The sequence below is a fragment of the Komagataeibacter xylinus genome (assembly GCF_009834365.1).
In the GTDB taxonomy this organism is placed as follows: domain Bacteria; phylum Pseudomonadota; class Alphaproteobacteria; order Acetobacterales; family Acetobacteraceae; genus Komagataeibacter; species Komagataeibacter xylinus_D.
Window position 1 is genome coordinate 2,962,143 of sequence record NZ_CP041348.1, and the last position, 24,000, is coordinate 2,986,142.

The 24,000-nt window shown below is 59.6% G+C and carries 23 protein-coding genes; 13 read left to right on the forward strand and 10 right to left on the reverse strand.

Annotated elements, in window-relative coordinates:
- Nucleotides 1–11: 11 nt before the first annotated feature.
- The 4 genes from FMA36_RS14340 to FMA36_RS14355 are packed head-to-tail and all read left to right on the forward strand — an operon-like array spanning nucleotide 12 to nucleotide 3,967.
- Nucleotides 12–1,007, forward strand: coding sequence for an ABC transporter permease (locus tag FMA36_RS14340; protein WP_159262993.1), 996 nt, complete (start codon nucleotides 12–14; stop codon nucleotides 1,005–1,007).
- Nucleotides 1,004–1,978 (forward strand): ABC transporter permease, encoded by a 975-nt coding sequence (locus FMA36_RS14345; protein ID WP_159262994.1) that lies wholly within the window; start codon nucleotides 1,004–1,006, stop codon nucleotides 1,976–1,978. The genes FMA36_RS14340 and FMA36_RS14345 overlap by 4 nt, the downstream gene beginning before the upstream one ends.
- Nucleotides 1,968–2,993 (forward strand): ABC transporter ATP-binding protein, encoded by a 1,026-nt coding sequence (locus FMA36_RS14350; protein WP_159262995.1) that lies wholly within the window; start codon nucleotides 1,968–1,970, stop codon nucleotides 2,991–2,993. Before FMA36_RS14345 ends, FMA36_RS14350 begins: the two co-directional genes overlap by 11 nt.
- A complete protein-coding gene (locus FMA36_RS14355; RefSeq protein ID WP_159262996.1) occupies nucleotides 2,990–3,967 on the forward strand; it encodes an ABC transporter ATP-binding protein in 978 nt (325 codons plus the stop codon). The genes FMA36_RS14350 and FMA36_RS14355 overlap by 4 nt, the downstream gene beginning before the upstream one ends.
- A gap of 105 nt (nucleotides 3,968–4,072) precedes the next feature.
- Here the strand turns inward: FMA36_RS14355 and FMA36_RS14360 are convergent, their stop codons facing one another.
- The 7 genes from FMA36_RS14360 to FMA36_RS14390 form a co-directional block, all read right to left on the reverse strand.
- Nucleotides 4,073–4,654 (reverse strand): peroxidase-related enzyme, encoded by a 582-nt coding sequence (locus tag FMA36_RS14360; protein ID WP_159262997.1) that lies wholly within the window; start codon nucleotides 4,652–4,654, stop codon nucleotides 4,073–4,075.
- Nucleotides 4,651–5,148, reverse strand: a complete 498-nt coding sequence (locus tag FMA36_RS14365) for a hypothetical protein (RefSeq protein WP_159262998.1) — start codon at nucleotides 5,146–5,148, stop codon at nucleotides 4,651–4,653. The genes FMA36_RS14360 and FMA36_RS14365 overlap by 4 nt, the downstream gene beginning before the upstream one ends.
- A 354-nt stretch (nucleotides 5,149–5,502) precedes the next feature.
- On the reverse strand, nucleotides 5,503–7,116 hold the full coding sequence (locus FMA36_RS14370) for a rhodanese-like domain-containing protein (RefSeq protein WP_159262999.1): 1,614 nt from the start codon (nucleotides 7,114–7,116) through the stop codon (nucleotides 5,503–5,505).
- Nucleotides 7,113–7,712, reverse strand: coding sequence for a cysteine dioxygenase family protein (locus FMA36_RS14375; RefSeq protein ID WP_159263000.1), 600 nt, complete (start codon nucleotides 7,710–7,712; stop codon nucleotides 7,113–7,115). The genes FMA36_RS14370 and FMA36_RS14375 overlap by 4 nt, the downstream gene beginning before the upstream one ends.
- A gap of 5 nt (nucleotides 7,713–7,717) precedes the next feature.
- Nucleotides 7,718–8,512 carry a class II aldolase/adducin family protein gene (locus FMA36_RS14380; protein ID WP_159263001.1) on the reverse strand — a complete coding sequence of 265 codons (795 nt, stop codon included), beginning with the start codon at nucleotides 8,510–8,512 and terminating at the stop codon, nucleotides 7,718–7,720.
- 25 nt (nucleotides 8,513–8,537) lie between these two features.
- A complete protein-coding gene (locus FMA36_RS14385) occupies nucleotides 8,538–9,515 on the reverse strand; it encodes an NAD(P)-dependent oxidoreductase (protein WP_159263002.1) in 978 nt (325 codons plus the stop codon).
- Nucleotides 9,516–9,525: 10 nt separating this feature from the next.
- Entirely contained in the window at nucleotides 9,526–10,617 is a 1,092-nt protein-coding gene (locus FMA36_RS14390) for an LLM class flavin-dependent oxidoreductase (protein WP_159263003.1), read from the reverse strand.
- Between the two features lie 151 nt (nucleotides 10,618–10,768).
- On the opposite strand from FMA36_RS14390, the gene FMA36_RS14395 reads away from it, so the two are divergent.
- From FMA36_RS14395 to FMA36_RS14430, 8 genes are all read left to right on the forward strand, one after another.
- Nucleotides 10,769–11,662 (forward strand): LysR substrate-binding domain-containing protein, encoded by an 894-nt coding sequence (locus FMA36_RS14395; RefSeq protein ID WP_240906384.1) that lies wholly within the window; start codon nucleotides 10,769–10,771, stop codon nucleotides 11,660–11,662.
- A 99-nt stretch (nucleotides 11,663–11,761) separates the two neighbouring features.
- Nucleotides 11,762–12,460 carry a peroxiredoxin-like family protein gene (locus FMA36_RS14400; protein ID WP_159263004.1) on the forward strand — a complete coding sequence of 233 codons (699 nt, stop codon included), beginning with the start codon at nucleotides 11,762–11,764 and terminating at the stop codon, nucleotides 12,458–12,460.
- Nucleotides 12,461–12,518: 58 nt separating this feature from the next.
- Complete coding sequence (locus FMA36_RS14405; RefSeq protein ID WP_346766521.1) at nucleotides 12,519–12,983, forward strand: flavin reductase; 465 nt, start codon at nucleotides 12,519–12,521, stop codon at nucleotides 12,981–12,983.
- 28 nt (nucleotides 12,984–13,011) lie between these two features.
- Nucleotides 13,012–14,094, forward strand: a complete 1,083-nt coding sequence (locus FMA36_RS14410; RefSeq protein ID WP_159263006.1) for an ABC transporter substrate-binding protein — start codon at nucleotides 13,012–13,014, stop codon at nucleotides 14,092–14,094.
- Entirely contained in the window at nucleotides 14,091–15,086 is a 996-nt protein-coding gene (locus FMA36_RS14415) for an ABC transporter permease (RefSeq protein ID WP_159263007.1), read from the forward strand. Before FMA36_RS14410 ends, FMA36_RS14415 begins: the two co-directional genes overlap by 4 nt.
- Nucleotides 15,080–15,847, forward strand: a complete 768-nt coding sequence (locus tag FMA36_RS14420) for an ABC transporter ATP-binding protein (RefSeq protein WP_159263008.1) — start codon at nucleotides 15,080–15,082, stop codon at nucleotides 15,845–15,847. Before FMA36_RS14415 ends, FMA36_RS14420 begins: the two co-directional genes overlap by 7 nt.
- Before the next feature lie 271 nt (nucleotides 15,848–16,118).
- Nucleotides 16,119–16,664 carry a thioredoxin family protein gene (locus tag FMA36_RS14425; RefSeq protein WP_159263009.1) on the forward strand — a complete coding sequence of 182 codons (546 nt, stop codon included), beginning with the start codon at nucleotides 16,119–16,121 and terminating at the stop codon, nucleotides 16,662–16,664.
- Between the two features lie 370 nt (nucleotides 16,665–17,034).
- Nucleotides 17,035–19,545 carry a TonB-dependent receptor plug domain-containing protein gene (locus tag FMA36_RS14430; RefSeq protein WP_159263999.1) on the forward strand — a complete coding sequence of 837 codons (2,511 nt, stop codon included), beginning with the start codon at nucleotides 17,035–17,037 and terminating at the stop codon, nucleotides 19,543–19,545.
- 216 nt (nucleotides 19,546–19,761) lie between these two features.
- Here FMA36_RS14430 and FMA36_RS14435 read toward each other — a convergent pair whose 3' ends face one another.
- The 3 genes from FMA36_RS14435 to FMA36_RS19775 form a co-directional block, all read right to left on the reverse strand.
- Nucleotides 19,762–22,176, reverse strand: a complete 2,415-nt coding sequence (locus FMA36_RS14435) for a TonB-dependent receptor (protein WP_159263010.1) — start codon at nucleotides 22,174–22,176, stop codon at nucleotides 19,762–19,764.
- 268 nt (nucleotides 22,177–22,444) lie between these two features.
- Nucleotides 22,445–22,672: a hypothetical protein gene (locus FMA36_RS19315; RefSeq protein ID WP_159263011.1), complete on the reverse strand. Its 228-nt coding sequence runs from the start codon at nucleotides 22,670–22,672 to the stop codon at nucleotides 22,445–22,447.
- A 238-nt stretch (nucleotides 22,673–22,910) separates the two neighbouring features.
- Nucleotides 22,911–23,039 carry a hypothetical protein gene (locus FMA36_RS19775; protein ID WP_276612585.1) on the reverse strand — a complete coding sequence of 43 codons (129 nt, stop codon included), beginning with the start codon at nucleotides 23,037–23,039 and terminating at the stop codon, nucleotides 22,911–22,913.
- Between the two features lie 181 nt (nucleotides 23,040–23,220).
- On the opposite strand from FMA36_RS19775, the gene FMA36_RS14445 reads away from it, so the two are divergent.
- Nucleotides 23,221–23,982: a 2-keto-4-pentenoate hydratase gene (locus tag FMA36_RS14445; RefSeq protein ID WP_159263012.1), complete on the forward strand. Its 762-nt coding sequence runs from the start codon at nucleotides 23,221–23,223 to the stop codon at nucleotides 23,980–23,982.
- The last annotated feature ends 18 nt before the right edge of the window (nucleotides 23,983–24,000 follow it).

Here is a 24,000-nt window from a genome sequence, read left to right on the forward strand (position 1 = left end):
CGCCGCCAACCATGTCTTCGCCTTCTCCTTCCCTTCCTTCCGGCCCGTGGCGACTTGCCGCGCATGCGTTCGGGCGCAACAGGTCGGCCATGGGCGCGCTGGGCGTGCTGGCATTCATCACCTGCGCCTGCCTGCTGGCTCCGCTTTATGCCCATGATGTGGCCCACAGCGATCCCTTCGCCTCAAACGTGGCCGGCAGCATCGTGCTCGATGGACAGGAGGTGGACATCATGCAGCCCAATGACAATCCGCTGCATCTCGGCCTCAGCCCCATCGGCCCCACGGGGCATGCCGCCTATCTGCTCGGCGCTGACAGCCAGGGCCGCGATCTTGCCGCCCGCCTGCTCTATGGCGGGCGCAACTCCCTGCTCATTTCGGCCTGCGCGGCCGTGCTGTGCCTTGTGGTGGCAACACTTGCGGGCATCGTTGCGGGTTTCTGCGGTGGCGTGATCGATGTTGTCCTCTCCCGCATCATGGACATCATGTGGGCGGTGCCGGTCTATCTGTTTGCCATCTCGCTTTCCATCGTCATGGTCAGCCAGCAAATCCATCTTGGACCATTCGTGCTGGGGGCGGACAGCCTGCTTATTCCCATCTTCATCATCGCACTGGTTTACGTGCCCTATGCCGCACGCCCCATACGCGGGCGGGTGCTGGCGCTGCGGCAGGCGGAGTTCGTCACCGCCGCGCGCAGCCTTGGCGTGCCGGGGTGGCGGATCATGCTGCTTGACATCATGCCCAACATCAGCACCACGCTGGCAACGCTCGGCCCGCTGCTCATGGCGCTGGCCCTGCTGGCGGAGAGTGCGCTGTCCTTCCTCTCGCTGGGGGTGCAGGCGCCACAGGCGTCATGGGGCACCATCATTCAGGGTGGCGAGGGCCTGATCTATACCCGCCCGCTTGTTGCGGTCGCGCCGGGTCTGGCCATCGTGGCGGTAGTGCTTGCCCTCAATATCGTGGCCGATGGCCTGCGCGATGCACTTGACGGGCGCGAGGGCGCACGATGATCCCTGCCCTGCTCCGCCGTCTCGGCCAGACGCTGCTCGTGCTGTTTGGCGTGTCGGTGCTGGTGTTCACGGTGTTTTTCGCCACACCGGGTGCCGACCCCACCGCGCGCATCGCAGGTCGCAATGCCTCGCCGCAGATCATGGAAAAAGTGCGCCGTGAATACGGCTTCGACCGTGCCCTGCCGGTGCAGTACGTGACCATGATGAAAAAACTGTTCGTCACCCGCGACCTCGCCTCCTACGCCGACCGGGGCGAACTGGTGGTGCCGCAGATCCTGCAGGCGGCCCCGGTTACGGCCTGCCTCGTATGCGGGGCGGCGTTCATCTGGGTCAGCGCTTCCATCATCATGGGCACGCTGGCCGCAGCTTTTAAGGATACATGGGTGGACCGCACGCTCATGATGGCCGGGCTGGCCGGTATTTCCATACCTGTGTTCTGGCTGGGGCAGGTCACCAACCTGATGACGCAGAGCCGCTATCACGACACATGGCTGTTCTCATGGGTGCCGGGACTGGGTTATGTGCCGTTCAGCGAGGACCCGGGCGGGTGGTTCCGCGCGCTTGTCATTCCATGGATCGTGCTGGCGGTCATGTTCATCGGCATCTACAGCCGGGTGCTGCGGGCCGATCTCGTCGCACTGGCAGGCGAGGACTTCATGCGCACCGCCCGCGCCAAGGGACTTTCACCCACGCGGGTCATGCTGCGCCACGGGCTGCGCACCGCGCTGGTTACGTTCGTCTCGCTGTTCGGGCTGGATTTCGCGCAGCTTGTGGGTGGCGGCGCGCTGCTGACGGAGGTGGTGTTCGGCCTGCCCGGCGTGGGGCGGCTGACCTATCGGGCGCTCACCAATCTCGACCTGCCGGTTATTATGGCCACGGTCATGTATTCCGCCATTTTCGTGGTGGTGGCCAATGCGGTGGTGGATATGGTGTACCTGCTGCTTGACCCAAGGGTGCGTGATGCCCGCTGATTCCATGCCCCTGCTCGATGTGCGCAACCTGTGCGTGAGCGTGCCCGCGAATGGCGGCATGATCCCACTGGTCGAGAACGTGTCCTTCAGCGTGGATGAAGCCGAAATCGTGGGGCTGGTGGGTGAGTCAGGTTCGGGCAAGTCGGTCACGGCCATGGCGCTGATGGGGCTGATCGACAGCCCCGGAATAAAGATCAGCGGCTCGGCGCGTTTTCGCGGGCAGGAACTCGTGGGCATGCCGCAGCGCGCCCTGCGCAGGCTGCGCGGGCGTGACATCGCCATGATCTTTCAGGACCCGATGACGGCGTTCACCCCGGTCTATACCATCGGCTGGCAGATTGATGAGCAGATCCGCGCGCATGAGCGCCTCTCGCGCAGTGCCGCTCGGGCCCGCACGGTGGCGTTGCTGGCCGAGATGGGCGTGCCCGATCCCGCCCGCACGGCGCAGCGCTATCCGCACCAGCTCTCGGGCGGGTTGCGGCAGCGTGCCATGATCGCCATGGCGCTTTCATGCAATCCCACGTTGCTGATTGCCGATGAACCGACAACCGCGCTTGACGTAACCGTGCAGGCCCAGATCCTTGAACTGCTGCGCGGCCTGCGCCACAGCCATGGCTCTTCCGTGCTGCTCATCACACACGATATGGGCGTGGTGGCCCAGACCTGTTCGCGCACGCTCGTGCTCTATTCCGGCCGCATGGCAGAGAGCGGATCAACCGCCACCCTGTTCGCCCGGCCTGCCCACCCCTATACCGCGGCATTACTGGACTCCATCCCCCCGCTTTACGGCACCCGCCCGCACCGCCTGCCCGCCATTGCGGGCGTGCCGCCTACGCCACAGGAGCGACCTGCCGGCTGCGCCTTTGGCCCGCGCTGTGCCTATGTGCACGCAACCTGCCTGCCTGCCCCGCCACCACTGACCAGCATCGGGGCCGGACAGCAGGCCGCCTGCGTGCTCCCCGCCGAAGGCAGGCCCCTGCCACCCCGCGCTACCACACAGGCCACGCCAGCATGAGTGACCTTACCCCCGTGCTGGAACTGCGCGATGTGCACAGGACCTACCGCCTGCCCCGTGGGCAGAAACTCAGGGCGGTTGATGGCATATCGCTGCGCGTCATGCCCGGCGAGATGCTGGGGCTGGTGGGGGAATCCGGCTGTGGCAAGTCCACGCTGGGGCGGTGCATGCTGCGGCTTGATGATGTCTCATCGGGGCAGGTTCTGTTTGAAGGGCGCGACATCACCACCCTGAGCGAACGGAAGTTGCGCCCGCTACGTCCGGCCATGCAGATGGTGTTCCAGAATTCCACCGCAGCCCTCAACCCGCGTCGCAGTATTGGCGACCTGCTGGCCGAGCCGCTGCGCGTACATCCGGCGCCCGACGGGCGCAAACACACGGCAGCCACGATCACCGCGCGGCTGCATGAACTCATGGCGCTGGTCGGCCTGCCTGCCTCAGCGCTTGCGCGGTACCCGCATGCCTTTTCAGGTGGGCAGCGCCAGCGCATCAACATTGCCCGCGCACTCGCGCTCTCGCCACGACTGGTGGTGGCGGATGAACCGGTCTCGGCGCTTGATGTGTCGGTGCAGGCCCAGATCGTCAACCTGTTTGCTGATCTGCGCGAGCGGCTGGGACTGACCTATGTATTCGTGGCGCATGACCTGGCGGTGGTGCGGCAGATTTCAACCCGCATCGCGGTCATGTATCTCGGCGCGATTGTGGAATGCGGCGAGACGGATGACGTGCTGCATGCGCCCGCCCATCCCTACACCGCCGCCCTGACCGCAGCCGTGCCGTGCCCCGTGGTGGGTGCGCCGCCAGCCATGCTGCTGCGTGGCGATGTGCCCAGCCCGGTCAACCGGCCTGCGGGCTGCCGGTTTCATACGCGCTGCCCGCAGGCACAGGCGCGGTGTAGCATGGAGGAACCCGGCCTGCGCGTCATCCGCCCCGGCCATGAAGTGGCCTGCCACTACCCGCTCCCGCCTGCGTAGGGGCGGAAACATAACAAAGTTTTTTGTGAAGCTTTTTTCAGAAAGCTTTAAAGAATGCCGCCTTTTTGAGAAAAGGCGGCGCCCAAAAACTTTTATCCGTTTTTTTCAGGCTTCCGTGGGTTCTACTGCCTGGCCCAGCGTGTGCATGAGCCGATTGGCCCAGCCAAAAATGGCGCTGGCCAGCACGAGGTCAAGTGCCTGAAGCGCGTTGAAGCCCAGATCGCGCACATGGTTCATATCGGCCTGGGTTGCCGCGACGGGTGTTTTGGAAAGGGCGACCGCAAAGTCGAACAGACCTTGTGAATACTCATCAATTTCAGCCTTGGTGCCATCGGTAAAGATCTCATCCATGACTTCGGGCCGTCTGGTCAGTTCGATATAACGCGCTGCATGGACCGAGCCGCAGTAAATGCAGTGGTTCACCACCGATGTCGCCACCGCCGCAAGTTCACGCTCCGCGCGCGGCAGGCCATCCTTGCCGTACATGATCAGGTTGAACAGCGGCGAGCGGTATTTCAGGCTTTCGGGGTCATGCGCCAGTGTGAGCGTATATTTCGAGATCTTGCGGTGCGAAGGGGTTTCCTGCAGGGCCTCGCGCTGGGCGGGGGTTGCCGTGTCATAATCCACCGGGGTGATGTAAGGCTCCCAGTCAAGCGTGTCGGTGGTAAAGCGGGTGACGGGCTTCATGCGAATGTCTCCTCAACCAGACGGACCCCTGCAAGCACGCGGGCCTGGAAATTGATGCACGCCACCAGTTCGGCCAGGCTGACGACATCGCTGTCGGTCAGGCCCGCGCCAAGCAGGGCATCAATATGCTCCCGGCTGGCCCTGGCGGGCGTGAGTGTGACCGTATCGACATAGGACAGGATGGCCACCCCGCGCGCATCCGCAGCCCCGGCCCCATCCGCAATGGCCGCAACCTGCGCGGCGCCCTCCATGGTGGCAAGCAGGTTGGCGTAGATCGTGGCCAGTTCTTCGCTGCCATTGGCCCGCGCAATGCGGATGGCGATGGCGCAGCGCTGGGCATGAGGGAGGTTGCCGCAGGCGGCGGGAGTGACGACGGCCTGCCCGCTGGCATCGCACAACTGCATGATTTTCGCACGGTCCGCCAGGGCTGCCTTCATCTCACCGGAATGCGAGCTTTCCGATAGGGAACTGAATGTCGAGAATGGGTTGGACATTGCCTTCCACTTCCTGCTGGGCCGGTTCCCCGAAGGACCGGCAGTGGGGTGTCGGCGCAGGCTATCATGCGCTTCCTGCATGGCAATACATCAAATGCCCAGATATGGATATTGGCAGGGAGCCGGTTTCCATGGCCTCGCCATGGCTGTGGGCCTCAGGCACCGGGAGCAATGTGCTGACGGTCGCCTGCGCGGGTGGCAGTCAGGGCGGGCTGCGGGGGGCATGGAGATCGTGTTCATCAAGGAGATCCGGGTTGCGACCCAGAAGGCCGGTTACGATCATACCGCTATGTGCCAAGGGCCGGGAAAGGCGCATTCCTCCCCCGGGCCCTGGCACATGGCGTTGCAGTCAGATTATGGAATATCTTCCACAACACCAAAGCCATGTGTCCCGTCACGCTCCAGTTGGGCTACAAGTCCGAACTCCCAGTCCAGATAGGCCTGCATTGCGGCTGTAGCATTATCGGTGCCTTCATAGGGGCGCTTGTACACATCATCCGCCCGCGACAGGGCACGGCTTTCATCCAGCCCCGTTTCAAGAGGCAGCCCCGCGTCATGCCACGACAGGGTGCCTCCCGCCAGCACGCGCACACGCACACCCCGTTTGTGGAGTTCCGGTGCGGCAATGCGCGCACTCAGCCCATCGGGGGAAGTCAGGACAATCTCGGCATTCTTCTCCCATGCCTGTGCGGGCAGATCGCTACGAATGGCGAAGACTGCGCCGGGCACATGCCCACGGCGGAACGTAGGGCTGGGTGCAAGGTCAATTACAACCGGGGCGTGCAGCGTTTTCAGTTCGGCAACCAAGTCCAGCACACCAACCATCTCCACATCTGGTAATGGCGCCACCAGCGCCGCAGGTTCAGCCCCCGTGGTGCGCGGCAGGTCTGCCCAGTCGTGCAGGACATAGACCTCCTGCCAGCCCAGTTGACGGAGCCAGTGGCCTGTCATGCGCGCGCGCACGCCGTCATCATCGGTCAGCACGATCGTGCCATGGCGCACGCCCACCCATTCATCCGTGGCCTGTACCAATTGCCCACCGGGCGCGGAACGGAAACCCTTGAGGTGCTCTGCCACGTATTCCTCAGGTGAGCGGACATCAAGCCGATAAAGGGTACGCGCTTTCTGTGCTTCCAGCTGCTCCAGTTCCGTGCGCCCGATTTCCCTTACACCCGTGCGCCGGGCAAGGGACCGGGCTGCCTCACGCGCCTTTGCCACGTTATGGGCCGATGGTTCTCCAGCCTTCCGGGTGGCGTCATGATCGAGTTGCAAGCCGGCCAATGTCCAGCCGATCGTGCCGTTACGCAGTGCAAAGACCGGGTTGGGAATACCCGCGTTGACCAGAGACTGGGTGCCGATAATGGAGCGTGTGCGCCCTGCGCAGTTCACCACCACCGTTGTATCGGGCGATGGGGCGATATCACGCACACGCAGCGCCAGTTCCGCTCCGGGCACGGAGCGGGCGGTCGGAATGGACATGGTATTGTATTCACCAAACCGTCTGGCATCGAGGACAATAATATCCTCCCCCCGCTCCAGCCGCTCATGCAGGTCGCGCGCCGCGATGGATGGTGTGCCGCGCACGTGTTCCACCAGTTCCCCGAACGCCTTGGACGGGACATTGACATCGATGAACAGCTCCGCCCCGGCCTCCCGCCAGCCCTCGAGGCCGCCTTCCAGCACGCTGACATTAGTGTAACCCAGCGCCGCCAGAACGGGCAGCGCACGGGCTACCCGCCCTTCTGCATTGTCATACAGCACAATGGGGGCATCGCGGCGTGGGATCAGGCCCCCGATCCGTTCCTCGATGCGGCCCAGCGGCAGGTTGACGGCAAACAGGGGGTGTGCCGAAGCAAACGGCCCTTCCTCGCGCAGGTCGAGCAGGGCGATTTCCTGCCCGGCACGCAGGCGATTGCGCACGAAACTAACGGAAGCGACGCGGGAAGCCGCGGGAATCTGGACGTTCATGCTACCTCCGCGCGGCGGGAGCGATCCCACAGATTGGGCACTTCCTCGCTGGAATAGCCCGAGATGAAGGTTTTCTCTGCCCCTGTGGCCACATCATAAGTAGCGCGTGATACGCCGCCGATATTGTCACCATAGACATGGATGGAAATGGAGGTCCGGTCCGGCAGGGCGTTGGCTACGAGATGGTAGTCATTGACACCCGGCGTAAGGGAGGCCACCTGCCCCGGTTCAAGAAATGTGGTCTCTATGGCACGGAACGTGCCATCAGGATCACGCGCGAACTGGGTCTCGCTCTCCCGCCCCCGCAACATGCCGATAAGCCCCCAGACACGGTGATCATGCAACGGGGTTTCCTGCCCAGCCCCCCAGACAAAACTAACAACCGAAAAACGCTCCAGCGGGTCGCAGTGCAGCAGGTACTGGCTGTATCGCGCCGGGTTGGGGCGCGTAAACGGTTCGGGCAGCCAGTCATCGTGCCGGACCAGCCTGCGCAGCAGATCGGCACCTTTAGCCTGAATGGCGACCGGTGAAAGACCGCGATCATACAGCCTTGTAAAATCGGTCACGAAATCGCGCAGGGGTGAAATGGTGCTCATGTCATTCAGTCCAGTAAATCGGGTTCAAGGGCCACGATCCAGTTCCACAGGGGCTGGAAGCTGAAATATCCACCCTGCTGTGTGCCCACCTGGCTTGCGGTCAGGCGCGCGATGTCGGGGGCAATGGGTTTGACCTGGCCTGCGGCCTCGGCCAGCAGTTGGGTGTGGGCGGCGTTGTCCATGCTCAGGAACCACCACGCCGCGGCTTCCACCGTCGGGCCAACGGTCAGCAGGCCGTGATTTTGCAGGATCAGCGCCTTGCGCGGGCCAAGTGCGTGGGCCAGGCGCTCGCCTTCGCTGTCATCGAGCACCACGCCACTGAACGGATCAAAAAGCGCGTGATCCTCATAAAACGCACAGGAATCCTGCGTGATCGGTAGCAGCTTCTTGCCCAGCGCGGAAAAGGCCTTGCCGTAGGTGGAATGAGTATGGGCTGCCGCAATGACGTCGGGCCGCGCCCGGTGCAGGGCAGAATGAATGGTAAAACCCGCCGTGTTGATGGGCCGCTCGCCATGCAGGATCGTGCCGTCGTGATCCACCAGCTGCAGATCAGACACCTTGATCTGGGAGAAATGAACGGCCAGCGGGTTGATCCAGTAATGATCGGGAAATTCCGGATCGCGCGCGGTCACATGCCCGGCCAGTCCCTGATCGAACCCGTAGCGGGCAAACAGCCGGAATGTTGCAGCCAGCCGCTGCTTGCGGTGCAGGCGCTCGGCTTCAAACGAAGGGGCTGCCGGACGCGGCTGCAGCCTGCGTGCCCGTGCCTGAATCTGTGGGGAAGATGGTACTACATTCATGGAGAAAATTTCCTGTCAGGAAAGATCAGTAACCACGGTCTGCATCCACCACATCAAGGAGGGGACGATCTCCGAGGAAACGGTTCAGATTTTCCGCGATGCGGCGGGCGAGGTTCTGGCTCACGGCTGGCCCTGTCCACGACAGGTGCGGTGTCAGCCGTATGGCGGGATGGCTGTAAAACGGGTGTCCACGGGGCAGTGGCTCAGGCGTGGTGACATCGAGGGTGGCAAACCCGACCTGTCCACGATCAAGCGCATCGAGCAGCGCGTCCTGATCGATCAGGCCACCACGGGCAACGTTGATCAGGTGCAGGCCGATCCTGGCCCGCGCCAGCAGGGCGGCATTGACGCACAATGCTGTCTGGACCGTCAGCGGCAGGGCAAGGACAAGGTGATCGGACTGCTCGACCAGCGCCTCGGGTGTAGCAACGGGCTGCACATCCGTATCCGCATGATCCCACGGGCCGCGCCGCCATGCCAGCACCCGCATGCCAAACGCCCGCGCCCGCACTGCAACCGCACGCCCGATCGCCCCGTAGCCCGCCAGCCCCAGCGTCTGGCCCTCGAGCGTGCCCAGCGGCGGCGTGGCCTTGGCCTGCAGCCACCCGTCCGGGCCATCCGGTGCAATTGCATCAAGCCGTTTGGCACGCAGCAGGATGGCCGTGAGGACATATTCAGCAATAGGGACGGCGGCATCACCACGGCCACATGTTACCGTGCGCCCGCGCAGCAGCCATTGCGGAAATCCGTCAACGCCGGCAGAGGCTATCTGCACCCATCGCGGACTGCGCTGCTGCCATCCTTGTGGCGGATGAAGGGGCGCGCCGCGCCATGCTGGCGTGGGTGCGGTCAGCAGAATATCTGCATAGCCGACATCCCACGGTGCCGCGCATCCACGCTCCCCCGCGACAACCTCTATCCGCTCGCCGAACTCAGCCAGTGATGGCGCCACGAACGCGCCAATCTGGTTGACCACGACCAGAGGCCGGGTAATTACGGCCATTCCCCCCTCCTCAGGCCGCCGCAGTCCGGTCGCGTCCGTCCTCGGCCGCAATCAGGGCCCGGACGCGCGGGATCAGGTCACGCCCGTATTCATAGGCATCCTCCAGCGGATCAAAGCCACGGATCAGGAAAGTGCTGATTCCGATGCGATAATAATCCAGCAGCGCTTCCGCCACCTGATCGGGCGTGCCGACCAGCGAGGTCGAGTTGCCGCGCGCGCCGGTCAGGGCGGCGATGCCGGTCCATAAGCGCTTGTCGAGGCGTGACCCCTTTTCAGCCGCGGCCAGCAGGCGGCGCGAGCCTTCGTTCGGTATGTCAGCGGCACGGACATAGCCAGTTTCGGCCTGCAGGGCACGCGCGGTTTCAAGGATCCGGTCAGCCTTGGCCCAGGCGGCCTCTTCCGTATCCGCAAGGATCGGACGCAGGGAAAGCGAAAAGCGTGGCGAACGCCCATGCCTTGCGGCCTCGGTCCGCACGCGCGCTACGGTTTCACTCACCTGTTCATAGGTTTCACCCCACAGGGCGTACACATCGGCATGCTTGCCCGCCACCACGATCGCCTCATCGGAAGAGCCGCCGAAATAAACGGGAATGCCACTTTCACGGTAAGGATGGACCAGTGAACCGGCGCCGCGCACATTGTAGAAATCCCCCGTATAGTCAAAGGGGGTGCGGCTGTCCCATTCCGAGCGGACAATATCGAGATATTCGCTGGTGCGGGCATAGCGCCGGGCCTTGGTCGTATGATCGCCATCGGCCTGCAGTTCGACATCACTGCCGCCGGTGATGATATGCACCGCAACGCGCCCCCGGCTCAGGTTATCAAGCGTTGCCAGTTGCCGTGCCGCGATGGTGGGGGCGTTGAAACCGGGCCGGTGCGCGATCAAAACCCCGAGATCGCGCGTAACCGCAGTGACATGCTGCGCCAGAAGAATGCTCTCGGGCGAGTTGGAATGAAACGCGATCAACGTACGGTCAAAACCGGCGTTTTCATGGATCTTGGCTGAAGCCTCGATGTGGTTGAGATCAACAACCGCCCCCTGCGGAGGAATGGTTTCCGACTGATTGCGACTGCCGATAAAGCCGATAAATTCCACAGGCATTGTTGCTATCTCCATATTGCACGACGCTAACGTGTCGTTTAGATAAAAATATCACCACTAAATCGTTAATTGGCAATTTAAAAACCGTTATATAACGGTTTAGTATAGTTAATATGAGATGCTCTTTCCTGCCTCGTGGAGATAAGTCATCGTGTCACATCCCCCTCCCCCACGCGCGCCACAGCGGATGGCGCGCAATGTTCAGACTGAACTGCTGCGTTCGTTTGTTGCCATTGTGGAGGCAGGCTCCATGGCGCAGGCAACGGAAACAATCTTCCTGACCCAGTCCGCACTGAGCCTGCAGATGAAGCGGCTTGAGGACATGCTGCAGCAGAAGCTGTTCCGGCGCGATGGACGCAGGCTGCTGCTGACCGCAACGGGCGAGGAACTCGTCACCTATGCCCGCCAGTTGCTGGCGCTGAATGACCGGATCATGCAGAATCTGGGCCAGCAGTCCGACCCCGAGCCGATTACGGTCGGCATGGTCCAGGATTTTGCCGATACCATCCTGCCTGACGTGCTGGGCCGTTTCCGCCTGGAGCATCCGCGCGCGCGGCTGATCGTGCGGGTGGGTGGGTCGATGGAACTACTTGATATGTTTGACCGTTCGCGCCTTGATCTGGTGCTCTGCCTTGGCCAGAACGGCGACCGGGCCGGTGCATCATGGAATATCGTGGGCCATGACCAGATGGTCTGGCTGGGCGATCCCGCCAATATCGAACGCGAGGAACTGCCCCTCGTGCTGCTGGAACCACCCTGCCGTTTTCGTGATGCGGCCCTGCGCACCCTGACGGAAGCACGGCGGGATTATCGCATCGTCATGGAGACACCCAACCTGCCCGCCCTGCGCGCAGGCGTGCGCGGGGGGATCGGGATCAGTTGCCGCACGCGCCGGTTTGCCGCCGCCGAAGGCCTGCCGGTCATAACTGCCAGATCGCTGCCCCCCGTACCCGATATCGAAACCATTCTGGTCCGGCGTGATGGGCTGGCGGACAGTGCCCATGATTTTGCCGACCTGCTCGCTGATGCGGCGGGGAACCAATGAATAATCCTCACACACAGGTTGAGGGAAACTCTTTTGTCGGTTGGTGTAGTGTTAATTAATAATAGCGACTTCTGATCGTGATTTCGCAGGAATCGAGACATGAATGCCGACCATTTCAATACCGGCGCCTCATTACGGAGCCGTTTTCTTGAGCTGGAAAACGAGCGCAAACGCAGTTGGACGCCTGAAGCACTGGCCGTAAACGCCAGGCAGCGTGCAACACTGGTTGCCGGGCATGGGCTTCAGCCGCATGTCGTCGTGGGTGACAGCCTGCCACCGGCGAGCCTGACCATTGTAGATGGTCGCATGATCACGTTGGATGACCTGACCGCGCAGGGGCCGGCCGTTCTGGTCTTTTTCCGCTTTGCCGGTTGTCCCGCCTGCAACATTGCGCTGCCGCACTATCGTGACACGCTCTGGCCCGCGCTGCAGGCGGCCCATATTCCCCTTATCGCGATTTCGCCGCAGCCCCCTGCCCTGCTCAAGGAAATTGTCAGTCGGCACGAACTGCCTTTCCCCGTCGCAACCGACAGCAACCTCGGCCTCTCCCGCGCATTGGGGATCACCTATGTGTTTGATGCGCCGTCGCGCAGTGCTGCGGAAGCAAAAGGCGGCACCAGCCACGGCCTGAACGGCACGGATGCCTGGGAACTGCCCAAACCCGCCGTGATCGTCATCAGGCCCGGCCGGATCGTGCAGTTTGCCGATATTTCACCCGACTGGATGGACCGCACGGAAACACCGGCAATCCTGTCCGCCCTGGGGTTGCCCGTAAAGGAAAGTCTTCATGCAATCTGAAGTCATTATATCTGTGAAAGAGCCATCGGGAGTCACGGCGGATCTTTTCCGTAACGCCATGAGCCGACTGGGCGCTCCCGTTACCGTCGTGACCACCAGCGGGCCGGCTGGCCGGCAGGGATTGACCGTTTCCGCCATAACCAGCGTCAGTGATACGCCGCCCACAGTGCTTGTATGCCTTAACCGCGACAACCGTTCCCACGCTGCGTTCATTCAGAACGGTGTGGTGGGGATCAGTCTTCTTTCGCGGGGGCATGAAGGCCTTGCAGGCATATTTGCCAGCAGCCGCCGCACGCCGGATGAAAAATTCGCAGCCGCCGCGTGGCGCACTGATGTAACCGGCGCGCCCTTGCTGGCAGATGCCCTGGTTACGCTCGATTGTACCATTGCCCTCATCCATGCCTCCAGCACGCATGACGTACTGTTCTGCACGGTAGAGGCCATTCACGTTCATCCTGCCGGGGAGACCGGGCTGACCTGGTTCAACCGTCAGTTCCATACCCTGCCGCTGCTCCCGGCCTGAAACCGGCCCAGAACAAGGTTTTTCCGCGATGTCCACATTTTCCCGAATTTCCCGACGGACGGCCCTGACTTCGCTCACCGGGCTGACAGTTGCAGCACTCGTGTCCGGGCGCCGGTCGTCAGCCCGTGCGGCAGATGAAATGCCCGGCATGGACGCTCATGGGGCCTGTGTGGGAGCAGGAGGGAACACGGACATCGCGCCGCTACCGGGACCGCCACGCAAGCTGACCATTGCGTGGAATGAAACGGCACTGTGTGTTGCGGCCATACCGGTTGCCCGGGAAAAAGGTTTTTTTGCCCGGTACAATCTTGATGTTGATTACGTCAATTTTGGCGGTGCGACCGACCAGTTGCTTGAAGCCCTGTCAACCGGAAAGGCGGATGGAGCCCCGGGCATGGCGCTGCGCTGGCTCAAGCCATTGCAGCAGGGTTTTGATGTCAAGCTGGTAGGTGGCCTGCATGCGGGCTGCATGTACATGCTTGCGCCCCCGGGCAGTGCCATCCGGCAACTGACGGATCTGCGCGGCAAGACCGTGGGGGTCACGGATATCGGTGGGCCTGACCGTAATTTCTTTGGCATCCGCCTCAAACAGGCCGGTGTGAACCCGGAAACCGAGGTGCAGTGGCGGCAGTATCCTGCCGACCTGCTGCCGCTGGCACTTCAGCGCGGGGATGTGCAGGTCATCACGGATTCCGATCCGTTTACCTATGTGCAGAAACGGCAGTTCGGGCTTGTCGAGATTGACAACAACATGAAAGACGCCTGGGCCCATGCGGCATGCTGCGTGATCGGCCTGCGGGGCAGCCTGATCCGTAACGAACCAAAGGTGGCCGTTGCCGTAACCCGCGCCATACTGGATGCCGGTGCGTGGCTGGCGTGCAACCCCGATGAGGCCGGGCGCATCTTCAAGCCATATGCCCCCAGGGTCAGCGCCGAGGATCTGGCGCAGATGATCAGGATTGAAGGCCATCACCACCAGAGCGTGGGGCCGAAATTCCATGATGAAATTGTTCAGTATGCCAATGCGTTAAAGGATATCGGTGTATTCCGCCCTTCCCTTGACAGCGCACGTTACGCCAACCGTGTCACACAGGACCTGTTCAGCGCATGACCCAGACAACGTCCTTCCCCCTGCATGACATCGCAACCGTGCCGGAAACTGCCACCGCACCCCCCAAGGCATGGCCATCTGGCCTTCTGCCCTGGCTGGCGGGGCCTGCGTGGTTCCTCGCTGCTTTTGTGACATGGTTCTGGCCAGATGCTGATGATTTTCCGGCCACTGACAGTCTTGCCATTGTATTCGCAATCATAGGTATCGTTCTTGTGCCCGCAGCGCTGCTACGGCGCTTTTCAGCAAAAGCACCCTGGATGATCGCCCTCGCTCTCGGCTTTGCTGCGTGGGAAGGGGTTCAGGCCAAACTGCTGCTCCTGCCCCGTCCCTTTTTTGGCACGCCACAGGACCTGCTGGATGTGTTCATGACGGACTGGCACAAACTGGGGGACAGCCTGCTCCATTCCCTGGGCCTGCTCGCGGTTGGTTACATCACGGGGTCCGTGCTGGGGATTGCCATTGGGGTCGGACTGGGTCGTTCGGCCCGGTTCCGCTACTGGGTGCAGCCCATCATAAGGCTGGTCGGCCCGCTCCCGCCTGTTGCCCTGCTGCCTCTGGCTTTTGTGATCATTCCCTCAAGCTGGGCGGCAAGCGAGGCGCTGATGGCGCTGGCCTCGGCCTTTCCGGTCATTGTGCTGACATGGTCGGGCATCTCGGCGGTGGACCCGGCCTATTACGACGTGGCCCGCACCATGGGGGCCCGTGACCGCTTTCTGGTTTTTCGTGTGGCACTGCCTGCGGCTGCCCCGCAGATATTCGTAGGCCTGTTCATGGGGCTGGGCATGTCTTTTGCCATGCTGGTCGTGGCTGAAATGCTGGGCGTCAAGTCAGGACTTGGCTTTTACATGCAGTGGGCACAGGGGTGGGCGGCCTATCCCAACATGTATGCCGCCCTTGCGGTCATGTCGCTTATGTGCACCGGCCTGATTACCATTTTGTTCCGTATACGTGACCGTATTCTTGGCTGGCAGAAGGATGGACTGAAATGGTAAACGCCACCACGACCCCACTGGGTATCCAGCTTCACAATGTAAGTCACGGCTATGATATCAGGGGGCGTTTTACGCCCGTTCTGGAAAATGTGAACCTGAATATCGCGCCGGGTGAGTTCATTGCCCTGCTGGGGCCCTCAGGCTGCGGCAAATCCACCCTGCTGCGGCTGGTGGCCGGCCTTGAAACACCGCATGCCGGCCGCCTGCTGGCTGATGGCACGCCCATAACCGGCCCCGGACCGGACCGAATTGTCATGTTTCAGGACCCGACTCTTTACCCATGGCGCAGCGTACGGGCCAATGTTGCACTCAGTCAGGATATTTCTGGCAGGGTGGACAATGCGGCGGTGGATGCCGCCATTGCCATGGTCGGGCTGCAGGGGTTTGAACGTGCCTGGCCGCACCAGCTTTCTGGCGGCATGGCGCAGCGGGCGGCACTGGCACGGGCACTGGTCAATAATCCACGCCTGCTCATTCTCGATGAACCCCTTGGCAAGCTGGACAGCCTGACACGGCTGACCATGCAGACCGAACTGCTACGCCTGTGGCAGGACCGGGGCTTTACCGTCATCATGGTCACGCATGACGTGGAAGAAGCATTATTGCTGGCCACAAGGGTTATTACCTTCAGTTCACGCCCGGCCAGCGTGGTGTCGAATATCAATATCGACCTGCCCTATCACCGTCATCGCGATGATCCGCACCTGCTTGCATTGCGCCGCGATATCCTGGTCCAGCTCGGGCATAGTGCGGACTGGTAACCGGCGGCAATGCCCGCAACATGCGGTCAGAAACCGAATTGAGCGGGAGGAAATCGCATGGTCGGGGAACCGTTCTCATGGCGTTAAATCCGGATCAGGGAAGAGAATATCATAATTAACGAATTAAGGGTGTTGATTTAAAATAGGACGAAGATTATAGATGTTTCTAATGTCTGCCCGAGCAATCCTGTTCAGAGGTCATGAGCCGGTTTTCGTGCCCGAAGCCCTTTTGTTTCCTGCAATAGAATGAATTCATTCGGGAGCGATATGCATGAATTATTCTTCCCTGACTCAAAAAATCTTCCTGACATTGGCCCTGTGCGTTCCCGTTGGCCAGACAGCCTTTGCCGCACCGCCACCTCCAGCCTTCGGCACGGACCCCATCATCCCGGTCAGTCACCCCTATGGCGCGGCGGAGGGAGCGCAGCAGGCTGTTGATGCCGCCTTTCAACAGGCCCGACAGACCGGCCGGAAAGTATTGCTTGATTTCGGTGCCAACTGGTGCCCCGATTGCCAGATACTGGCAGGCGTGCTGAAACGCCCGGCCATTGCGGCATGGGTTGACCAGAACTTCGTGGTTGTAGCCCTCAATGTTGACCGTGCCTCCGGCCCCACAGCCCCCGGTGAGCGCTTCAACAATAATGTGGATATCGCACGCAAATACGGTGTCACCATCAAGGCCATTCCCGCCGTACTGGTCTTTACGCCCGAAGGCAGGCTGCTCAATGGTGACAACGCACTGGTGCTGGGCAATGCGCGCACCCTGTCCGGGCAGGCCATTGTGGATCAACTGAATGAATGGGCGCAGCATTCCTGATCCTGCGCTGCGTCACATGATCCCTGTTATCCTCTGACCTTAATTTCCCTTGTTCGGCTTCTGAGCAAGCCGGACGGGGTCTGCCCCGCACCTTTGTGCATACTGATACTTAACGCGGCCGGTAATTCGTGTGCGGCGGCATCTGGCATGTCATCTTTCTGAATACCCTGCTTTCGCACTCATTCCTCACGAATAGTGCATTCGGTCATGAAATCCTTGTATTCATTGAGTTTTTCTAATATGACACAGCTTGAAAATTCATTCATTAATTACAAGAAACACAGTTGAAAAAATAATTCACATAATATAGTGCGTGATCTGGATTTGTCTTTTTTTCCAGGAGCTTATTGTGCACTCACGCCGTTCGATCATGGCCCGCCCTGCCCGTTTTACACGGCCTCTGTTTCTGGGAACAACATCCATATTCTGCCTGCTGGCTGAACCGCTACATGCCCAGAGCGCAGGCACTCCCCTGCCTGAACAGCACCAGCCCGAAGGCGAGAAAACAGCAGCGGTATCGCGTGCCCGGCAACTGAGCGTGGCTACCCCTCATCATGCAGCCGGGCAGGACGCAACTGGCACCGAGACCATTATCGTGACCGGCACGCGTGAAATCGGCAAAAAAGCGCGCGATAGTATTTCGCCTGTCGATATCATCACGGCACGCCAGCTTTCCGAGACGGGCATGCCCTCCCTTCGTGAAGCGCTGACCCAGCTCACGCCATCACTGACCATGCCCACGAGCGGATATGATGCAGGGGCCCTGACCTCGGCCTTCAGCCTGCGTGGGCTGAGCCCGAACGAAACCCTTGTGCTCGTTGATGGCAAGCGACGGCATACCACAGCCAATATCTATGCTGATCCCGGCCCCCAGCAGGGCAGCACGCCAGTTGATATCGACATGATTCCGCTTGCCGCGATCGATCATGTCGAGATCCTGCGCGATGGCGCCTCGGCCCAGTACGGGTCCGACGCGGTGGCCGGGGTAGTGAACATCATCCTGAAAAAACAGGACCATGGTTTCCATGCCCAGTCCCTTACCGGCATCACCGCGTCAAAGGACGGGTTCGAGCAGGGCATCTACATGGATGGCGGCGCAAAACTGACGGATCGCGGCTATATCCATATCAGTGGTGATTATGTGCATGAGGATCATACCTATCGCAGCGCGCCAGACCTGCGTACCGGCACCACGGCCAACAAACTGCTGGGGCAACCTGAACAGACACGCGAAACCGTGGCCATAAAGGCCGGTTACCATATACTGGACAACCTGGAAGCCTATGCGGTGGCAACTTACGCACACCGCCACGCGGAATCCTTCCAAAACTATCGCACAGCCAGTTCCCTGCAGAACTATCCGGGTTATGCTGCCCTTTATCCTGATGGTTACTCGCCTGTCATGACCATGGATGAAAACGACTGGGAAGTTACAGCAGGCCTGCGTGGCGAACTGGCGCATTGGCACTGGGACCTGTCATCGGTCTACGGGCGCGATTACGACCGGATCGGGATTGCGAGTTCAGCCAACCTGGGGCTCTCCACAGCCACGGGGCGCACACCAACCGATTTTGATGCCCAGGGCTACAGTAACGAACAGTGGAGCAACACGTTCGACCTGAGCAGGGCTTTCCATATTCATGGCTGGCCGCATGCAATCAACGTGGCGGGAGGGGCATCATACCGCTATGAAAGCTACAGCATCGCCACCGGCTCGGCTGATTCCATTTATGGTAGCGGTTCAGATGCTCTGCAGGGAACCGTGGCCGCCAATGCCGGCAATTACAACCGTGATGTTATTGGCGGTTATATTGATGTCGCGACCCATCTGGCAAAGAACCTGCAACTCGACCTGGCGGGTCGATATGAACATTATACCGATGTAGGCGATACGCAGACCGGCAAGGTTGCCCTGCGTTATGATCCCCTGCCCTGGCTGGGCCTGCGCGCCACGATCTCGAACGGTTTCCATGCGCCAACGCTGGCGCAGGAATATTACAGCGCCGTTGCGGTTTCCCCGTCCGCCGCGCGCGGCATCATCGCGGCCAATTCACCCGGTGCGCGCGCGAATGGCGCAGGTGAACTCAAGCCGGAACGCTCGACCAGTGTTTCAGGCGGGATCGTGCTCGAACCTGTCAGGCAGTTGCACATCACTGCGGATGTCTACCAGATCAACCTGCGCGACCAGATCCTGCCGGGCGGTAACGTATATGGCACGAATGCCCTTTCGGCACTGCAGATGAACGGGTTCACGCTGCCCGCCGATGCGGCCTCATGGGGCAGTTCGCTCTCTACCCACTGGTTCGCGAATGTGGCAAGCACGCGCACGCAGGGGCTGGACATCACCGCGACATATCCGACACGACTGGGGAGCAGGACTGGCAAAATCGACTGGGATGTGGGCATCAACCTCAACCGCACGCGCCTCACCCATCAGGCCGATGCATCGGATGGCACATCCCTGCTGACAGCCCAGAGCATTGCCTATATTACAACAGCCTACCCGCGCAGCAAGATGATCTGGGGGGGCCGCTTTACAAGCGGCAATGGCAAATGGACCATTGGCGTGCATGAAATACGCTGGGGGCAGACCACTTCGGAGCTGACCGACTATACGGGAGCAACGAACAGCTCCAGCCTCAGTGCCTATTCATTTACCCAATTCCATAATGCCCCCAAATTCGTGACCAATCTGGACATCACCTACCGGGTCATGCCGCAACTGTCCTTCACGCTCGGGGCCAATAATCTGTTCAATGCCATGCCATCGCGCGTGCCGGAGGGAAACCGCTACCTGGGCGTGCCCCAGTATTACATGAGCACATCACAACTCGGCATAAACGGTGGATTTTATTACCTGAAGGCGGATGTGAGGCTATAGCCCCGGATCTTTCTGGCTGATAGGGAAAAGTCAGTAACGGCCTGATGGCAGTCAACTGACCTTTACCGCCTCAGGGTGCCTTCTGGGGCACTCCGTTGCGGGTACGCCCGCGCTCGGTGCTGTCGTGAAGGAGGTGTCTTTTCCACGGAGGCGTCGTTGCTCATGACAGAAAAATCATACGCGAGAGTAAGTAATACCCTCGCGTATGATATGGTTTTACAACCTGAACTGTGCCGTGACATAAATGGTGCGTGGGTCCGAGTAGGCTGCGGCATACCCCGTGCCTACACCGCCGCTGTAAAAATATGACAATGTCTGCGGGTACCGATGATTTAACAGATTGCGCGCCTGCCCGGTTACGGTCCAGCGCTGATCGGGGCTTGTCCATGTTGCAATGGCATTGACATAAGTCTGGTCAGGCAGACGCGTCTGCGCATTTTCATTTCCATCAAGGAACAATGATGACTGGAATGATACATCTGCGCCGATCCTTAATTGCCCGGCAACGCGGGGCAGTGGCAGACGATAGTTGCTCGAAGCACTCATCTGGAAACGTGGTGAATATGGTAGCGCGTTGCCCGCACGTGGTGTTGTATTATAGCTGGTGTTGTTAGCCAGAACGGTGGCGGCAGATGAACGGCCATAGAACTCATCCAGCCTGGAATAGAGGTATGATGCTGTATAATGGATATCCCATGCACGCGTTACCTGCGCTGTTGCCTCAATTTCCGCTCCGACAGAATGTCCTTTCCCTGCATTGAAACGCTCGGATACGCCGGTAGTGGGGTTATAGGTGGTCATCTGTATATTATCAAAATTATTATAGAATAGCGCTCCATTAAAAGTCAGTATCCGTGGGAGTGGGCTGGTCTTCACACCAATTTCATATGTCGTAACCATTTCAGGATTGTACGGGCTGGTCGCCTGTTGTGGAACGCCTGGTGTCTGCGCACGATAGTCGAAACCTCCTGATTTACTACCCTGAGAGATAGAAACATAGGACATGAGGTTTGGCAGTGCCTGCCAGCTCAATGTACCCTTGGGCAAAAGTTGAAACCAGCTTTTATGGGCTTCCGCTTCGTATGCCCATGCGGCTGCCCCCGGCGTACCAAACAGCGTTGCAATATCCTGAGCCCAGCCCACTTCATGATTGGCCGTATGAGCAAGATAATTCAGCGTGGAAGAATTCGAATGGTCCTCCCAGTTAAAACGCAGGGCCGCGGTGGCAGTAAGTCTGGGAGTGATTTTATATTCAGCCTGCCCGTAAACTGCCCAGTTCCGTGTCTGCTGGTCGATGACAGAATATACCGGAGTATAAAGCTGATTTGCTGATATGGCAGGTGACGCGGTGGCCCCCAGGAAACCGTTGGCAGGCGTATTCGCACGACGGTTGGTATACCAGTCCTCATATTCAAAAAATGCGCCGGTAGTAAAGGATATCTTGTTGTAAACACCATGCAGGCTCAGATTCTCGGAATAAGAGCGGTCCGTATATTTCACCCATTGTGAACTCTGGGCATAATATGAACCATAATTGTCGTACATTCCGATATTGTCATATCCCCGGATTCCGGTTGTGGAATGCAGGGAAAGATGATCGTTTATAATATAGTTTATATTTCCTGTAAAACCTATTTCACTATAATTATTTTGTGGATAAACAGACGAATAAAGTCCATATCGGTACGTGTTGTTTATATTCCCGTATCCACGATTGGAACTGTTATCAACCGTTCCATCAAAAGCTAATGTAATATCCCATCGACTATTGGGCGTGAAGCGGATCTTGCCACGTGCCTGAGAAAAATCGATATCATTTTCCTGCCGGTCGAGCGTGTAATTATGGTCTATGCCGTCTCTCGCATGTCGATCAAATGAAATGCTGGCATATACCTTGTCCTTGACGAGCGCACCGCTCGCCATGCCAGCAATACGATATTCGTTATACGTACCGTAACCTGCCAGAAGGCTGAGATGCCGCGCGTTGGTGGGAGCGAGCGTATTGATGCGGACGGCCCCGCCCTCTGCCTGATGACCATAATCAAAGCCCACGGGACCACGATCAATCTGGACATTATCAACGTCCAGAAGTTCCTGCATGGTACCTATATTGCGTGGAAGATATACTCCATCAACATATGTGCCGACTGACGGTTCACCCTGCGGATCAAGTTCGCCGATCCCGCGGATAAAATAATTTGTGGCGGAAAATCCTACGGTTGCCCGCGGCTGATACAGATTGGGAGTCTGGTTGCTGAGTTGTCTCACATCCGTGACGCCCAGCTCACGCAGGCGCTCGGCTGACAGGATCGAAACGGATGAAGGTGTTTTCTGGACTTTTTCGCGCAACTGAGCCGTATGTGACTGCTGATGCACATGAATATTTTCTACCTTTCCCGCAATCCTCCCTCCTGTCGAGCCATTCTCCTGCGCGGTATTGGCAGGTATCGACGTCTTACGCGCTGCGCTGACCTGGCGCGGCGGCTGTTCAGCAGCGAATGCCGAATTTCCTAGCAGGAAGATGGGCGAGAGGCTGAAAAGAAGTGCGGACCGGTAGCTTCTTACCGATTTTCGCGGTGGTGATATCCGATGCAACAGAAATGAAATTCCGGTAACTTCAGATATATTCATCACATATCTCCTTTATGTATATTATTTTCAGTGGAATATAATTTCCATCATCCTACTTTGTTTTTTTATGATTACACAATGATGACGAATGTTTATTTTGTAAAATTGTGACTTTACTATTTTTAATACAATTTTTCTGTCAGAATCTGGAATTCTTCTTACATCATAAGAATGGAAGAAATAGCCTGAACAGGCGTTTCCATGGCAGAAACATGGACGATATGGAAACCTTTGACTGAGGCGGTTCACCTGCGAAGCAAAACAACAGTCACTGGGTCTGCAGCGCATGTGATCGGTGATATTTTGACATCACGAGAATGGCGCGAAATGGTGGAGAATATTGCATCTGAACCGGGGGCATGCTGGCGAGAGGCACAGCTTGCGCCCGTTGGATAATGCGTGGCGTGTTTCTTCTGGTGCAGATCATCCAGTTGCTGTCATAACCCCGATCAGCGATGAGTTCTTCTGTCCCGTCGGCACGGTCTGCAAGCAGCACATCAGTTCCTTTGAACCACGGACCTGTCCAGCAGTCAGATGCAGGTGGACAGGCCGGCCCAGGCCATCACACACAACATGCAGCTTTGAGGCGTGTCGCATTGATCATCAGACGCATGGAATGACCGGCCTGTTCTGTCTGGGTAATGAATATCCGGTCAAAGACAACCCGACCGGCCCCATCGGATAAAACGGTTGTATAAGGTCTTGTAAGGGCCATACCCTTTCGGGGCATCTTTTCACTGAAATCCGTTTTGAATCACATAAACGATCCTGCCGGTCATCCACGCACGGCGCTCCATGAGCCAGAAAAAATACGGCATATTTCTCGCCATCTGGCTCCCGGGCAGCGAAAACACATCACTCACACGCCCATCCTCCCTCACTGCGTGTGAATCCCGGAGCACAGCTCAATCCAACAAATTAATTGAGGTCTTGGAGCCAAGTTTCGTCACTGCCCGCATGCCGGGCAGGATGTATGGCCTTGCGCAGGGGGATATGCCACCATGCGGGTTACAATCATACACGACGACCCGGAAAAGAGACCTCATGCCCACTTCTGCCCCGACCAGTCTGGCCGAGCTGTTCCTTGCGGTAAGGCAGCAGAAAACCGATCCCCTCACCAGCGTGCATGAAGCACTGACTCCACGCACCCTGGCCGATGCCTATGCGGTGCAGGATGCGGTGGGGCTGCATCTCGGGCCGATACGGGGATGGAAGGTGGGTGCTGAAAACCCGCATTCCGAGCCGTTTGCTGCTCCCATCCATGCGGCCACGATCTTTGAGGATGGTGAGACCGTGCCCGCCTATGTCTGCCGCCATCTGGGCGTGGAAGCGGAAATTGGCTACCGCTTCGCCCACGCTCTCCCGGTGCGTGAGGCGGAATGGACGGCTGATGAGGTGATGGCGGCCATCGGCACGATCCACCCCATGATCGAGATTGTGGATACGCGGTTTGAAAAACCCGGCTCGCAGCACAGGCTGCTCCACACCGCCGACCACCAGAGCCATGGCGCGCTGATCGTCGGTCCGGGCCTTGCGGACTGGCGTGGCATGACACCTGTGGACGAGCCGGTCAGCCTGACCATCAACGGGCGCACGGTGGTCGAACATGTGGGCGGCAACAAAGCAGGCGATCCGCTGCGCCTGCTGGTCTGGCTGGCCAACCATGCCGCGCGTCGTGGGCTGGGCATCGAGGCCGGGTGCCTGGTTACCACCGGCTCCACAACCGGCACGCTGTTCGTGGTGCATGATACCGATGTGCGCGCAAGCTTTCCCTCCATCGGCACGGTGCAGACCCACCTCGCCTGACCCTACAGGAGACATGAT

Coding starts and splice junctions, on each gene's coding strand:
- FMA36_RS14380 (WP_159263001.1), bottom strand. CDS start 8,512: ATGAATGTAGTACCATCTTCCCCACAGATTCAGGCACGGGCACGCAGG.
- FMA36_RS14390 (WP_159263003.1), bottom strand. CDS start 10,617: ATGCCTGTGGAATTTATCGGCTTTATCGGCAGTCGCAATCAGTCGGAA.
- FMA36_RS14410 (WP_159263006.1), top strand. CDS start 13,012: ATGTCCACATTTTCCCGAATTTCCCGACGGACGGCCCTGACTTCGCTC.
- FMA36_RS14430 (WP_159263999.1), top strand. CDS start 17,035: ATGGCCCGCCCTGCCCGTTTTACACGGCCTCTGTTTCTGGGAACAACA.
- FMA36_RS14375 (WP_159263000.1), bottom strand. CDS start 7,712: ATGAGCACCATTTCACCCCTGCGCGATTTCGTGACCGATTTTACAAGG.
- FMA36_RS14370 (WP_159262999.1), bottom strand. CDS start 7,116: ATGAACGTCCAGATTCCCGCGGCTTCCCGCGTCGCTTCCGTTAGTTTC.
- FMA36_RS14355 (WP_159262996.1), top strand. CDS start 2,990: ATGAGTGACCTTACCCCCGTGCTGGAACTGCGCGATGTGCACAGGACC.
- FMA36_RS14405 (WP_346766521.1), top strand. CDS start 12,519: ATGAGCCGACTGGGCGCTCCCGTTACCGTCGTGACCACCAGCGGGCCG.
- FMA36_RS14365 (WP_159262998.1), bottom strand. CDS start 5,148: ATGTCCAACCCATTCTCGACATTCAGTTCCCTATCGGAAAGCTCGCAT.
- FMA36_RS14415 (WP_159263007.1), top strand. CDS start 14,091: ATGACCCAGACAACGTCCTTCCCCCTGCATGACATCGCAACCGTGCCG.
- FMA36_RS14400 (WP_159263004.1), top strand. CDS start 11,762: ATGAATGCCGACCATTTCAATACCGGCGCCTCATTACGGAGCCGTTTT.
- FMA36_RS14345 (WP_159262994.1), top strand. CDS start 1,004: ATGATCCCTGCCCTGCTCCGCCGTCTCGGCCAGACGCTGCTCGTGCTG.
- FMA36_RS14420 (WP_159263008.1), top strand. CDS start 15,080: ATGGTAAACGCCACCACGACCCCACTGGGTATCCAGCTTCACAATGTA.
- FMA36_RS14435 (WP_159263010.1), bottom strand. CDS start 22,176: ATGAATATATCTGAAGTTACCGGAATTTCATTTCTGTTGCATCGGATA.
- FMA36_RS14350 (WP_159262995.1), top strand. CDS start 1,968: ATGCCCGCTGATTCCATGCCCCTGCTCGATGTGCGCAACCTGTGCGTG.
- FMA36_RS14385 (WP_159263002.1), bottom strand. CDS start 9,515: ATGGCCGTAATTACCCGGCCTCTGGTCGTGGTCAACCAGATTGGCGCG.
- FMA36_RS14445 (WP_159263012.1), top strand. CDS start 23,221: ATGCCCACTTCTGCCCCGACCAGTCTGGCCGAGCTGTTCCTTGCGGTA.
- FMA36_RS14425 (WP_159263009.1), top strand. CDS start 16,119: ATGAATTATTCTTCCCTGACTCAAAAAATCTTCCTGACATTGGCCCTG.
- FMA36_RS14340 (WP_159262993.1), top strand. CDS start 12: ATGTCTTCGCCTTCTCCTTCCCTTCCTTCCGGCCCGTGGCGACTTGCC.
- FMA36_RS14360 (WP_159262997.1), bottom strand. CDS start 4,654: ATGAAGCCCGTCACCCGCTTTACCACCGACACGCTTGACTGGGAGCCT.